At 58.4% G+C, this 14372-nt stretch carries 11 protein-coding genes; 6 read left to right on the forward strand and 5 right to left on the reverse strand.

All coding sequences use genetic code 11. The features are described 5' to 3' along the window. Positions 1–3 precede the first annotated feature (3 nt). From ACLIIZ_RS13500 to ACLIIZ_RS13525, 6 genes are all read left to right on the forward strand, one after another. On the forward strand, positions 4–2259 hold the full coding sequence (locus ACLIIZ_RS13500; protein ID WP_416692932.1) for a polysaccharide biosynthesis tyrosine autokinase: 2256 nt from the start codon (positions 4–6) through the stop codon (positions 2257–2259). A 63-nt stretch (positions 2260–2322) separates the two neighbouring features. Then, on the forward strand, positions 2323–2733 hold the full coding sequence (locus tag ACLIIZ_RS13505; protein ID WP_416692934.1) for a hypothetical protein: 411 nt from the start codon (positions 2323–2325) through the stop codon (positions 2731–2733). Between the two features lie 65 nt (positions 2734–2798). Continuing rightward, a complete protein-coding gene (locus tag ACLIIZ_RS13510) occupies positions 2799–3920 on the forward strand; it encodes a polysaccharide biosynthesis/export family protein (RefSeq protein WP_416692936.1) in 1122 nt (373 codons plus the stop codon). A 3-nt stretch (positions 3921–3923) separates the two neighbouring features. Next, entirely contained in the window at positions 3924–4583 is a 660-nt protein-coding gene (locus tag ACLIIZ_RS13515) for a YjbF family lipoprotein (protein WP_416692937.1), read from the forward strand. Further along, positions 4583–5380: a capsule biosynthesis GfcC family protein gene (locus ACLIIZ_RS13520; protein WP_416692938.1), complete on the forward strand. Its 798-nt coding sequence runs from the start codon at positions 4583–4585 to the stop codon at positions 5378–5380. Before ACLIIZ_RS13515 ends, ACLIIZ_RS13520 begins: the two co-directional genes overlap by 1 nt. Further along, positions 5377–7488 (forward strand): YjbH domain-containing protein, encoded by a 2112-nt coding sequence (locus tag ACLIIZ_RS13525; protein ID WP_416692939.1) that lies wholly within the window; start codon positions 5377–5379, stop codon positions 7486–7488. Before ACLIIZ_RS13520 ends, ACLIIZ_RS13525 begins: the two co-directional genes overlap by 4 nt. Before the next feature lie 67 nt (positions 7489–7555). Here the strand turns inward: ACLIIZ_RS13525 and glmS are convergent, their stop codons facing one another. The 5 genes from glmS to ACLIIZ_RS13550 form a co-directional block, all read right to left on the reverse strand. Beyond that, entirely contained in the window at positions 7556–9379 is a 1824-nt protein-coding gene (gene glmS / locus ACLIIZ_RS13530) for a glutamine--fructose-6-phosphate transaminase (isomerizing) (RefSeq protein ID WP_416692941.1), read from the reverse strand. 219 nt (positions 9380–9598) lie between these two features. After that, on the reverse strand, positions 9599–11278 hold the full coding sequence (gene pgi / locus ACLIIZ_RS13535) for a glucose-6-phosphate isomerase (RefSeq protein WP_416692943.1): 1680 nt from the start codon (positions 11276–11278) through the stop codon (positions 9599–9601). A 25-nt stretch (positions 11279–11303) separates the two neighbouring features. Next, positions 11304–12407 carry a sugar phosphate nucleotidyltransferase gene (locus ACLIIZ_RS13540; protein WP_416692945.1) on the reverse strand — a complete coding sequence of 368 codons (1104 nt, stop codon included), beginning with the start codon at positions 12405–12407 and terminating at the stop codon, positions 11304–11306. 158 nt (positions 12408–12565) lie between these two features. Next, positions 12566–12907, reverse strand: coding sequence for a VanZ family protein (locus tag ACLIIZ_RS13545; protein ID WP_416692946.1), 342 nt, complete (start codon positions 12905–12907; stop codon positions 12566–12568). 61 nt (positions 12908–12968) lie between these two features. Further along, positions 12969–14372, reverse strand: coding sequence for an MBL fold metallo-hydrolase RNA specificity domain-containing protein (locus tag ACLIIZ_RS13550; protein ID WP_416692947.1), 1404 nt, complete (start codon positions 14370–14372; stop codon positions 12969–12971).

The following is a 14372-nucleotide window of genomic DNA, read 5'->3' on the forward strand; positions in this document are numbered from 1 at the left end:
CACATGCAAAATCAGACTGTGCTCAAAACCGAAGCGCCGGAAGGCGATGAAATCGATTTGCTCGGCATGCTTGGCACGCTGATCGACAACAAATGGCTGATCATCGGCGCTACCGTGACTTCCATGGCTGCCAGCCTGGCTTATGGCCTGCTTTCTACGCCAGTTTACAAGGCCAACGCACTCGTTCAGGTGGAAAAGAAGTCCAGCGGCCTTACCGGCCTGGATGACCTCGGCGCCGCCCTCGGGCGGGAATCCAAGTCGGTGACGGAAATCGAGCTGATCAAGTCGCGTACCGTGGTCGGCAAGGCGGTCGATGAACTGCATCTGGACCTGATCGTTTCCCCCAAGTATTTCCCGGTGATTGGCAAGACGATTGCCCGCCGTTTCACGCCGACAACCGAAAAACCGCTGAACGAAGCCTGGCTGGGCCTGGAATCCTATGCCTGGGGAGGAGAAGAGCTGCTGTTGGAACAATTTGACGTTCCAGCCAACTTGTTGAATAGGCCCTTGCTCCTGCGCCTGACGGCGAAAGACGAATTTGTCGTCCTTGATGACGACGAAAACGAACTATTGCGCGGCAAAGTCGGGCAAATGATCAGCCAGGACGGCTTCTCCGTGCTTGTGAATGAATTCAACGCCCGTATTGGAACAGGCTTGGCCGTAGTCAAAAAGCCCCGTCTGGAGACCATTCTCGGGTACCAGCAGATGCTCCAGGTGTCGGAACGCGGCAAGGATTCCGGCATTCTCAATCTCGCCCTTGACGGGATCAGTCCGCAGAAGATCACCACTATCCTCAACGAAATCAGTCAGCAGTTCGTGCGCCAGAACATCGAGCGCAACTCGGCGGAAGCGGCCAACAGCTTGGTCTTTCTCCGTGAGCAACTGCCCAAGGTCAAGGAAGATCTGGATCGTGCCAGCAACGAGTTGAACGCTTACAAGAAAAAATACTCGTCACTGGACGTTACGGTCGAAACCCAAGGCGTGCTGCAGCAATCGATCTCGTTGGATGCCCAGCTAACCGAACTGAAGATGCAGCAGGCGGAGCTGGATCGGCGCTACACAAAGCAACACCCCACCTACAAGGCACTGCTGCAGAAGATCGGCGAACTGACCCAGAAGCGCGAACAACTCTCTGGCAACATCCGCAACCTGCCGGAAAGCCAGCAGCAGATTCTTCGCCTGACCCGAGACGTGCAGGTCGGTACGGAAATCTATTCGCGCATGCTGAACAAGATCCAGGAACTGGACGTCGTTCGCGCCGGCACCATCGGTAACGCCCGTATCATCGACGAGGCCGCGGTGGATACCCGAGCGCCGGTCGCCCCCAAGAAAGCCTTGATCCTGGCCGTCGGCACCTTGCTCGGCGCACTGCTCTCTTCCGCCTTCGTCCTGGCGCGGCGCGCCCTCAACCGTGGCGTGGAAAACCCGGAAGACATCGAGAAGCTCGGTCTGCCGGTGTACGCCACCGTGCCGCTCAGCGAAACCCAGCGCGACTACGAAGAGGCGATCAAACGCCAGCGCAAACGCGGGGAGAGCACCAGCGACCACGTTCCGCTGCTGTCCGAAGCCCACCCGCATGATCTCGCCGTGGAAGCGCTGCGCAGCCTGCGTACCAGCCTGCATTTCGCCATGCTGGAAGCCACCAACAACCGGATCATGATTTCCGGCCCCAGCCCCGGCATCGGCAAATCCTTCGTCTCCGCCAACCTGGCCGCCATCATTGCCCAGAGCGGACAGAAGGTACTCTTGGTCGACGCGGACATGCGCAAGGGCCACCTCCACCGCATGTTCGGCACCGGAGTGGAAAACCAGGGCCTTTCCGGCCTGCTGGCGCGCGACTTCAGCTTCGAGCAGGCTGTCCATACGACCAACGTGCCGGGCCTGAGCTTCATCCCGCGCGGCCAGATTCCGCCCAACCCCTCCGAGTTGCTGCTGCACCCGAACTTCAGTGCCTTCCTGGATGAAGCCAGCAAACGCTTCGACTTGGTGATCGTCGATACTCCGCCACTGTTGGCGGTGACCGACGCCGCCATTATCGGTCGTCTCGTTGGCACCAGCCTGATCGTCACCCGTTTCGGCGTCAACCCGGCGCGCGAGATCGACATCACCGTCCGCCGCTTTGCCCAGAATGGCATCGCGATCAAGGGAGCCATCTTCAACGGCCTGGAAAAACGCGCTTCGGCGTATGGTCGTTATGGCTACGGCGGTTACGGTTATTATCAGTACGAGTACCACAGCAACAAGAACACCAAGTCCTGAGGCTTGGGTATTCCATCTATTTATCCTAGAATTCGTTTTCCAACCATCCTGACGGAGTCTCCTATGCGTAAAATCCTCCCCTTGCTCGTGGCCGCCGTTTTCGCCACCTCCACCGCCTTTGCCCAAGCTCCGGCACTGACCCCGGAAAAGCGCGCCGCCCTGAAGGCGAAGCTGAACGCCGACATGGGCGCGGATGCTGGCTGCCAGACGGTCACCAACCAATGTCTGGGCAAGTATGGTCTGGTCAGCCAGAAGGACGCTGCCGGCCTCTTCGAACTTTCTGATGACGCTGTCGCTGCCGCACTGACCGAATCCGGTTCCCTCGGCACCGCCGGTACCGCCGGCGTCAGCGCTGGCACCGTCGGCATCGTCACCGCAGCATTGGTCGCGATCCTTGCCGCCAGCAGCGGCGGGAACGGCAGCAGCGGCACCACCGGCACCACCGGTACCACCGGCACCACCGGTACCAAGTAAACACACCCTCCTACCATTCAAAAATCCTCTGCGGGCAACCGCAGAGGTCGTTTTGTGTATTGCTGATGATCAATCTACGCCTCTCTGCTGTTTCCGCACTCTCCTTCTTGATTCTCTCTGGATGCGCCTTGGCGCCGGGGCAGCATTTTGGATCGTCATCTTTTCTCGGTACACCAACGGCGGACAATGGGAACATCGAAGTCATTCCGATCACCCCGAAGCTGCTCGCGGTGCAGAAATCCACAGCGGTTCCGGCGGTTTCGACCGCCCTGCCGGAAGAACTCCTGAAGTATCAGCCGGCGCCTTACCGGGTTGGCATTGGTGACGTCCTGCAGGTAATCGTCTGGGACCACCCGGAACTGAGCGCACCCGCCGGTCAGCAGCAGCAGACTGAAGCCAACGGGCGCCAGGTTCGCCACGACGGCACGATGTTCTTCCCCTTCGTCGGCGCCCTGCCCGTTGCTGGCAAAACCATCAGCGAAATTCGTGACGCCTTGACCAAGAAGCTCGCGGCATGGGTCGAAATGCCGCAGGTCGACGTCAACGTCATCCGTGTCAACAGCGCCAAGGTCACCCTGTCCGGCGCCTTTGAGCGCCCGCAGGAACAGGCGATCACCCAGGCGCCGCTGACCTTGCTGGCCGCCATCGGCAATGCCGGCATCAAGACTCAGGATGCGGACCTTACCGCGTTGACGCTGAAGCGCGACGGCAAGGATTACCCGATCGACCTCGACGCCTTGAGCCGTGGCCAGACCAACCAGTTCGACAAGGTTTTCCTCAAGGCTGGCGACCACCTTCACCTGGCCTACAACGACCGGCGCAAAGCCTATGTCCTCGGCGAAGTCACCCGTCCCGGTAGTTTCGTTTTCAAGACCAGCACACTGCCGCTCTCCGACGTCATCGGGCAGGCGGGCGGCATTCGCCAGGATACGGCCAACGCCGATGCGGTGTACGTGATCCGCGGTGCGGTGGGCGATGGACCGGCACCGATCAAGGTCTATCAACTCTCGGCGCGTACTCCGGTTTCCATGGCACTGGCGTCGCATTTCGAGGTACAGCCGCAGGATGTCGTTTTTATTGGTCCGGCAGGTATCACCCTTTGGAACCGCTTTCTGTCCCAACTACTGCCGTCGGCTAATCTGATTTATACCGGATCAAGGACCGCAATAGATATTCGTAACAACTAATCCATGCGCTGTTGCCTTCAGGTATTGCTGCCATTCTGGCTCATTGCGCTATCCGGCTGCACCCAACTGGGGCAAGCGACCATCGAGACGATGGGTGAGGCCGTCACTTCCCGCAGTGCCAAGACACCGGTACAGGCGGAAGTTGACGCCACTCCCTTCGCCAAGCTCTGGCTGGAAATCCCCGAACTCGGCTCGGCCATCATGGTGCTTGGCCGGAGCGTGGATAACCGGCGTTTCTGGGCGACTTCATCGCAACAGGTCCTGGTCGAAAGCGATGGTCTGGTCATCCGCAGCAGCGGCTTGCCGCAGAACCTGAGCGCCAGCCGTTGGGAGGGCTTCAATCCTTTCGCCCATGGCCTTCATCGCCTGCCGCAAAATGCCACGGCCGCTCGTATTGTCGACTGGATGCCGGGTTACTACGCCGGCGTGCGCCTGCTGACCCGCTATTCGCGGCCCCAGATCACCGCCATCGAGATCAATGGCGTTTCTACGCGTGTCATGTACGTTGAGGAGCATCTGGTGGCGGAAGCCCCGGCCAGATTCCGCGCAACCAATTATTTCTGGGTCGATCCGGACAATGGCAAGGTGCTGCGCAGCGAACAGCAATTGACGCCGGAACAGCGCATCCGGACCACCTTGCTCAAATCCTGGTGGGGGCGTTGATGCGCAATTTTTCTCTCCTGCGCCACGGACTGCTTTCCGTCCTGCTCTGTCTGACCGCGGCCCGCGTTCAGGCGGCGCCCCAGATCGAAGTCGAGATTCAGGGCAAGGTCCAGTATCCCGGAAAATACACCCTGCCCGAAGGTTCGCGCCTGCTCGACCTCGTCCTGCCGGCCAGGGCGCTTGCCGATGCCTATTTGCCCGGCGCCGCCTGGTTGCACCAGGATAACCTGCTGGCACAACGCAAGCTCAAGACTGGCTTGTTGTTCGAGCTGGGGTCTCATCTCACCGCCGCCGGCTTGCAACCCACCGGCGGGGAAAGCGTTGCCCTGTTGCAGCGCTTGCGCGGCTGGGTCGCTGCGCAACCGGTTTCCGGTCGCCGCCTGGTGAACATGGATCCGATCGACATCGAACTGCAGCGCCAGAACAACCAGTTCCTGAAGAACGGCGATGTGGTGCGTTACCCTGCCCGCCCGACCTGGGTCATGGTGGTTGGCGCAGTACAAGCGCATTGCCGGATTTCCTTCACCCCGCTGATGCGCGCCAGCGACGCGCTCCAGACCTGCCCCCGCCACCCGGCAGCCGACCCGGACTGGATCGACGTCATCCAACCGGATGGTCATCTTACCCGTGTCGGTATCGCGGCCTGGAACAACGAGCCCTCGCCACAGTTAGCGCCGGGTGCCTTTGTCCTGGTCCGCGTTGCCGGTCCCAATGGCATGGACGCAAGCGGGCTGAACGCCGATCTGGCCAATTTCATTGCCACCTTGCCCTTGCCGCTGGAAGAAGCAGGCCAATGACGTTGCGCGCCCTGTTCCTGGCGGTTCTCGCCGCCTACTCCGCAAACAGCCTGGCCAACGTTGTACCGCCGACACTTGGGGATTTTGGTGGTGTCGGCTTGATGCAAACTCCGTCGGCCCGGATGCTACCAGCCGGTTCGGTGGCAATCGGCACCTCGAAGGTCGAACCCTACGGCCGTCTGGCCATGACACTGCAACCTTTTGACTGGCTTGAAGCGGTATATCGCTACACCAGCGTTTCCACGGTTAAATATGCTGCCGATCCCACCGGCAAGCAAAGCAACAAGGACAAGAGCTTTGACCTGAAGGTGCGGCTGACACAGGAAACCCGGCGTCTGCCGGAAATCTCCGTCGGCTTGCGCGATATTGGCGGTACCGGGCTTTTCTCCGGAGAATACATCGTCGCCAACAAGCGCTGGAACGACCTGGACTTCAGCCTGGGACTAGGCTGGGGCTACATGGGCAAACGCGGCGATATCGAGAACCCGCTGGGCTGGATTTACAGTGGTTTTCGCGATAGGCCGTCAAGTTTCGATTCACAGGGTGGTAAGGTCGCGCTCACCAGCTTTTTCCGCGGCCCAGCCGCGCTGTTTGCCGGCGTGCAGTGGCAAACACCGTGGAAGCCCCTGATCCTCAAGCTGGAATACGAAGGCAACAATTACAAGAATGAAACAGGCGGCCCCACGGTCAAGCAGGACCGACCCTTCAATATCGGCCTGACCTACCGCCACAGCGATTACCTGGCTTTCAACATCGGCTGGGAACGTGGCAACACGCTGTTGTTCGGCATCAACTTCACCGGCGATTTCAGTCCCCGCCGCGGCGTGCCGCGCAAGGTTTCCGATCCGGCGCCGGTGCCGGTTCGTCCGGACAACAGCCGTCCGGCGATCGCCAACGACTGGCCGGAGATCGTTCGGCAAATTGAAGACAATGCCGGGATCAAGGTGCAAAAGATCACTCGGCGTAACCGTGAGCTGGTCGTCAAGGGCGAACACAAGCGCTACTTGTACACCGCTGCCGCACTCGGCCGCACGGCCCGTATCATCGACGCTCAGGCCGCCGCCGATATCGACTGGATCACGCTTTCGGAAACGCACAGCGGCGTACCGGTACTCGAAACCTCGATCAAGCGCGACACCTTCCGCAAGACCCTGCAACAAGACGCCTCTCTGGGCGATCTGAGACGGACCGTCGAGCAGGTCAATGCCCTGCCGAGACGCGAGGAGGAAGTGTTCGCGAAAAAGGATGAGGTCGAGTTCGACTGGGGTTTCGCCCCCGGCTACAACCAGAATCTGGGCGGGCCGGATGCTTTCGTGCTGTATCAATTGACGGCCAACCTCGATGCCCAGTTGCGTCTCTCGGAAAACACCTGGATCGATGGCTTGATGAGCTTCAACCTGTACAACAACTTCGACAAGTTCACGTACACGGCCCCGAGCAACCTGCCCCGCGTCCGGACCTATCTGCGGGAGTACATGATCAGTTCCGACGTGATCATGCCGCGCCTGCAACTGAATCACGTCAAGCGCATGAACAGCGACTGGTACGCCATGGCCTACGGCGGTTTCCTGGAATCGATGTACGCCGGCGTCGGTGGCGAAATCCTCTATCGTCCGCTGAACAGCAACCTGGCCCTGGGCTTCAATCTCAACTGGGTCAAGCAGCGGGGCTTCAAGCAGGACTTTGCCCTGCGTGATTACTCGGTCGTGACCGGCCATGCCTCGGCCTATTTCCGCAACATCGTGCCGACCTTGGCGCCCGGACTGAACCTGACACTCAGCGCCGGTCGCTACCTGGCCAAGGACTTGGGCGTGACTTTCGACGTTTCCAAGGAATTCGACAACGGCGTCCGCATGGGGGCCTGGGCCACCTTCACCAACGTCTCCGCGGAGCAATTCGGCGAAGGCAGTTTCGACAAGGGTTTCTACATCTCCTTGCCTTTCGACCTGATGACCACGGCCTCAACGCGGCGCTGGGCGAATATCGTCCTGCAACCGCTGACCCGCGATGGCGGCGCACGGCTGAATCGCGGCCCGACGCTCTACGAAATCACCGAGGGTCGCAATGTGGACTTCTTCCACAAGAATTTCTCGAGTATCCTGCAATAGAAAAACCACAGGCCAGAAGCAAAAAAAACCCGGTATCGCACCGGGTTTTCTTTTTTCAAGTCCCGCCTTATTCGACGGTGACCGATTTCGCCAGATTCCTCGGCTTGTCAACGTCCGTCCCCTTGACCAGCGCGGCATGGTAGGAAAGCAGTTGCAGGGGAATGACATGCAGGACGGGAGAAAGCTGTCCGTAGTGCTCCGGCAGATGCAGGATATGCACGCCGTCGCTCTCGGCGATTTCCGAGCCGGCATCGGCAAAGACATACAGTTCTCCGCCACGGGCGCGCACTTCCTGCAGGTTGGATTTCAGCTTTTCCAGCAGTTCGTCGTTGGGAGCAACGGAAATCACCGGCATCTCGGCATCGACCAGGGCCAGCGGGCCATGCTTGAGTTCGCCGGCCGGATAGGCTTCAGCGTGGATGTAGGAGATTTCCTTGAGCTTGAGAGCACCTTCCAGGGCGATCGGATAATGCCGGCCACGGCCCAGGAACAGCGCATCCTTCTTGTTGGCGAATCGTGCCGCCCAGGCTGCGATTTCCGGTTCCAGCGTCAGCACCTTGCCGACGGCGACCGGCAGATGGCGCAGTTGTTCGAGATGGCAGCTTTCATCCTCGCTGCTCAAGCGGCCTTTGACCTTGGCCAGGACAAGGGTCAGCAGGAATAGCGCAACCAGTTGCGTGGAGAAGGCCTTGGTCGAGGCGACACCGATTTCCGGGCCGGCACGGGTGATGAAGCGCAGCGCGGATTCGCGAACGATGGCGGATTCCGGAACATTGCAGATTGCCAGCGTGTTCTGCTGGCCCTGGCTCTTCGCATACTGCAGCGCGGCCAGCGTATCGGCGGTTTCCCCGGACTGGGAGATGGCGACGACGAGTTGCCGCGGATTCGGCACCGAGGTCCGGTAGCGGTATTCGCTGGCGATCTCGACGGTACACGGGATGCCGGCGAGGCCTTCCAGCCAGTAGCGGGCAGTCATGCCCGAATGAGAGCTGGTGCCACAGGCGAGAATCAGCACGGAATCGATACCGGCCAGGAGTTCCCCGGCTGCGGCCCCGAAAATGCCGGGCTGGATGGTCTTGCTGCCGCCGATCATTTCCAGGGTATTGGCCAGCGCTTCCGGTTGCTCGAAGATTTCCTTCTGCATGAAGTGCTGGTAATGGCCGAGCTCAACGGCGGCGGCGGAGAGTTCGGAAACTGTGATCGGCCGGACGACGGGCTGGCCGTCGCCGCTGACGATCCGCAGCGAGTTGGCCGTCAGCTCGGCAACATCGCCGTTTTCCAGGTAGATCATGTTGCGGGTCACCTGCAGCAGCGCGGAGGCATCGGACGCCGCATAGTTGCCTGCGTCGGACACTCCGAGCAGCAAGGGCGAGCCTTCGCGGGCGACGATGACGCGCTCCGGGAAATCGAGATCGATGACGCCGATGGCGTAGGCGCCGATCAGTCGCTGGCAGGCCTGCTGCACCGCCGCAAAAAGGTCGGGTTCGGTACGCAGGACGAACTCGATCAGGTGAGCGATGCTTTCGGTGTCGGTATCGGAAGTGAACACGTAACCCAGCGCGCTCAGTTCCTGGCGCAAGGCTTCGTGGTTCTCGATGATCCCGTTATGGACCACGGCGATTTTCCCGGAAACATGGGGATGCGCGTTGCGTTCGGAAGGAACGCCATGGGTGGCCCAACGGGTATGGGAAATGCCGACCGAAGCGCTCAACTCGGCGGCCGCTTTTTCAAGTTCGGCAACCCGGCCCACCGAACGCACCCGGGCAATTTCGCCATCGGCGATGACTGCGAGCCCCGCGGAATCGTAACCGCGGTATTCCAACTTCTTGAGTCCTTCCACCAGAACCGAAACGATACAACCGCCAGCCGCTGCCACAACGATCCCACACATCCTGCCATTTCCTTTCGAATATTCCGATTCTTTTCGTGCTGCCCAGCAGTTGAAACGATCAATGTGCCATTCAGCAACTACAGCGGTTCTAAGCCAACCACCAAACAAAATGTTGCACCGCACAATACTCAAAACTAAACGATATCATACACCCCGCAAAAATCTAAAATTCATCTAGAAGTCATCTGATCAAGAAAGCAGCACGCCCCATCTAAGTAATTATTTTTTAATGAATTTATGTTTAAGCTTTGAAAAATGCGCAACAATTCCCCTGGTTGAAGCATCATACATTTCTGGTGACACATTTCCCGAAATCACCGGGCGCAATCGATCTGCGAGGAGCTTTCCAAATTCCACCCCCCATTGATCGAACGAATTAAGGTTCCACAGTACTCCAAGGCAAAAAGTTTTATGCTCATAGATGGCAACCAACTGCCCAAGCGTGAAAGGCTCAATCGTCGGTAGTACAAGCGTGTTGGAAGGTTGATTCCCAGGACAGCAGCGATAGTCTCCCCAGGAATCCTGAATTTCCTCCGGTTCGAGTTCTGTACTTGACTTGCCAAATGCCAACGCCGAAGACTGCGCCAGACAATTGGCAAGTACCCCATCATGGTGCCCTGGAGGTGAGAAATCAGGCTCCGCCATTACGATAAAATCGCTCGAAACCAGTTCTGTGCCCTGATGCAGCAATTGAAAAAAGGAATGTTGACCGTTACTGCCCGACTCACCCCAGATGATTGGGCTGGTCAGATAGTCAACCTCTGTTCCATCACGATCAATCCGCTTACCGTTACTCTCCATCTCCAATTGCTGAAGATATGCAGGCAGCAAACGAAGAGAATGGGAATAAGGAAACACGGCTTCGCTTCTCGCCCCTAAAAAGCTGCCATTCCAAAAACTCAACAGCGCCAGCGTCAATGGAACATTACTTTCGATTGGCGCGGAAAAGAAATGCTGATCGATATCTCGAGCACCCCCTAGAAATTGCTGAAATCTTTCGAAACCAATTGCCAGCGCGACAGAAAGGCCAACGGAGGAACAAACTGAAAAGCGCCCGCCCACCCAGTCGGAGAAAGGGAAAACGTTTTCTGTGGAAATACCAAAGCGCTCAGCCTGCTGGACATTACAAGAGGCGGCAACAAAATGTCTGGAGATACTCTTCTCTTCTCCACTGAATTTCTGCAACAACCAATTGCGCGCTGTATTCGCATTGGTCATCGTTTCTTTGGTGGTGAATGTCTTGCTGGCAACGATGAACAGCGTACTCTCCGCATCCAGTTCTTCCAGGGTTGTTGCAAGATCGGCACCATCGAGATTGGAGACAAAATGAACTCGCACCCCCTTCAAATGGTAAGCCTTCAGCGCTTCGACAAGCATTCTCGGACCGAGATCCGAACCACCAATGCCAATATTGACAATATGCCTGATTGGTTTGCCGGAAAAGCCGACCCAGTCAGCGAAACGCACCTGATTGCAGAAGCGCTCCATTCGACCGAGAACATCTCGAACATCGTCCGGCGCCGTGCGTCCTGCGCGTAATCGCCAGTGCCCCACCGCCCTTCCTTCGGTGTGGTTGATTGCCTCCCCTGCAAACATCCGGTCACGCCAAGTTTGCCATTGAGAAAATTCGGCGTATTTCCTAAGTAGCGCAAGAGTGGTGGTGTCAATGCGTTGCTTGGAGAAATCAATTAGCAAATCACCATGCGTAAGTGAAAATCTCTCAAACCTGGCTGTATCGGCATTGAAAAGAGTCTTAAGGTGTTTGCGCTTTAACACTTCCGCATGCCGAACCAAATTCTTCCACTCAAGAGAACCTGTCAGTTTACCCATACTTCGATAGCCATTTGCCTGGCCAATCTCCCATTCGTCATTCAACACATAAATAGAAAACCAATTCAACTCCCCCTTCAGGAAGCGCTACTGCTTATCCCCGTGCATCACCCCAGCGATATGGCGAATCGTCTTCACCCAAATAATGAGCCACACCATCTCGCGCAACACAGTATTGCGGCGATACGATCATGTCTTTCAGATGCTGAGCATCACCGATACGCGTGTACTCAAAAACAATGCAGCGCTCAATCAACGTCCTGGAGCGGATATGCGAACCATGCCCGATCCACGCCGGGCCAATGATTGATACCCCAGGTTCAATCCGCACATTGGAGCCTAAATAAATGGGGCCAACCAGTTTACAACTCTCCCAAGCAATCGAGGTATTCAAGCCCACCCAGACTCCAGGTTCGATCTGCCTCCCGGGCATGTCCATCTGCGCGACATCTCCTCGCAAAACGCGCTGCGACACCTCCCAGTAATCATTGAGCCGACCGATGTCGATCCAATTGAAAGTGCACCTTTGTGCGTAGAAGGGCAAATTCTTTTCCACCAGCATCGGAAAAAGCTGGCTGCCAATATCAAAAGGGACGCCCGACGGAATCAAATCGAGCACTTCCGGCTCGAAAATGTAGATACCCGTACTGGCAAGGCGCGATTTCGCTTCTTCGGGCTTCGGTTTTTCCTGAAATGAAACCACCTTCCCTTCCGCATCAGCGACTACAACACCATAGTTCTGCACTTGATCGAGCGGCACCTCCAGCGTGACCACGCTTGCCAAGGCCCCCTTGCTTCTGTGCTCTTGCAGCGCGGCCTCAATATCCAGGTCAACAATTGCGTCGCCACAAATAACCAGTGTCGTCTCGTCAAAGAATTTCCCGAAGTCCTGAATCTTGCGCATTCCGCCGGCGGATCCCATCGGCCGAGGCACGATCTCACCGTGATCCCGTCCGCCTTCGTAGGAATAGCCCAGATTAACCCCCCAACGTCGACCATCGCCAAAGTAGTTTTCAATCTTGTCATGGTTGAAGGCCACATTGACCATGATGTCTCGAACGCCAAAATTTGCCATGTGCTCAATGAGGTATTCCATCACTGGTTTACCAAGGATAGGCACCATCGGCTTGGGCAAATATTTGGTTAGAGGACGCACGCGCGTTCCCTGCCCCGCCGCCAGAATCATTCCCTTTGCCACCTACTTACCCCCTCGAACCGCCTGACGAAATGCACAACACAAGTTATTCGCAACAGCAACGGCATGTAAAAAAATGTTGATTATATATTCCAGACGGTCACTTCAGCGTCATCCACGAGCTGCCACATTCCATCTCCCCGTGCCGCAAATGCAGAAACTCAAGAAGAACTTCGGGAAATCAATCGCTGCCCCAGGACACCCAGCCCAATCCCAATCATATCGGCAAAGACATCCGCCATGCTGGAGGTTCGCCCAGGAACGTACAACTGCACGATTTCAATAGCTATCCCGAAACCCAATAGCGCCACGACAACAGCAGGCCAGGAAATCCGCCAATAGTGCAACATGCCCGTCGCGAGCACAAAAAACGCAAAGACGTGCTTGGCCTTGTCGTTGAAGCCATCGACCGCGGCGATCTCGCTCGGCATGACAGACAGCCAGCAAATCGCCACGAAGGCGACGATCGTGGCGATTTGCCCACCCTTGTCGATGATTTTCATGCTCACATACCCGGAAACCAATCTGACATTTTACCGGTATTGCTTCCTGACCTGACTGTTCTCAGGGAATGCGAACCTGCGTCTCCGGAAATCTTGCGTGCAGTTTTTCCATCAAGACCTCCTTGGCCCGGCGATCACCATGGACCAGACGGATTTCCGCCGGCTGGTGGCGCATACGCCCGACGAAGCGCAGCAGGTCGGCCTGGTCGGCGTGCGCGGAATACGCCGCGATGCGGTGAATGCCGGCGCGGATGCTGTGGCGCTCACCGTCGAGTTCGACATAGCCGCCGCGCGGTCCGTATTGCTGGATGGCGTGCCCGGGCGTTCCGGCCGCCTGATAGCCGACGAAGACGATGTCGTGCCGGGCGTCGCCGATCATGGCTTTCAGGTAATTGACGATGCGCCCGCCGGAGCACATCCCGCCAGCGGCGATGACGACCGCCGGGCGGGCGCTGCGCGCCAGGTAGGCGACGGTTTGCAGATGCTCGTCGTGACCGTCCACCGTATAGAGCTGTTCGAAGGCCAGGGGGTGGCGACCGCTGGCGGTGCGGCGGCGGGCTTCGGCGTCCCACAGGTGATGCAGGCGGATATGTGCCTGCGTCAGACGCGCCGCCAGCGGGGAATCGACGATGATCTCCAGCGCCGACCAGTCGGTTTCCGCCGGCTGCTTTTTCGCGCTGGCGATGACATGCTCCAGGTCGTAGAGGAGTTCCTGGGTACGCCCGATGCTGAAGGCGGGAATGAGGACGCTGCCCCGGTTGCGCAGGGCGCGTTCGATGGTCTCCTGCAGTTGCCGGCGGCGCTGCTTCCGATCAACGTGCAAGCGATCGCCGTAGGTGCTTTCGAGGACCAGCAGATCGGCCCGCCATGGCGAACGGGGTGCCGGCAGAAGCGCGCTGTGGGGAGCGCCAAGATCGCCGGAAAAGACGATACGCCAGTCGCCTTTGCCAGAACCTGCGGCCAAGTCGCCGCTGAGCCGGACTTCGACGAAGGCTGAACCGAGAATGTGTCCGGCCGGGTGCAGCTTGATCTGCCAACCGGGAAGCAAGGCATGCCAGTGCTTGTAGGGCAGTGCCACCAGTTGACTGGCGATTTGTTCCAGTATCCGCCGGATCAGGCGTTGGTCCGACGTCACGCCGACCTTCATCGCATCCTCCAGCATCAGCGGCAGCAGTTCGGCACTCGCCTCGCTGCACAGGATGGGGCCGCGAAATCCGGCCGCCAGCAGGTAGGGCAAACGGCCGAGATGATCGATGTGCACATGGGTGATGACGATGGCCCGGATGTGGTCTAGGGGGAAGTCGATTGCCGGCGTGCCGGCCGAACCGCCCTCGGCGGACACCTCGGCCCCCTGAAACAGCCCGCAGTCGACGAGAATGGCCGTGCCATCCCGGGCGCGCAGTTCGTGGCAGGAACCGGTGACGCCATCGACGGCACCGTGGTGCAGCAACGTGTAATCGTTCAT

Origin of the sequence: Azonexus caeni (assembly GCF_048146105.1) — a bacterium.
Taxonomy (GTDB): Bacteria; Pseudomonadota; Gammaproteobacteria; order Burkholderiales; family Rhodocyclaceae; genus Azonexus; species Azonexus aromaticus_B.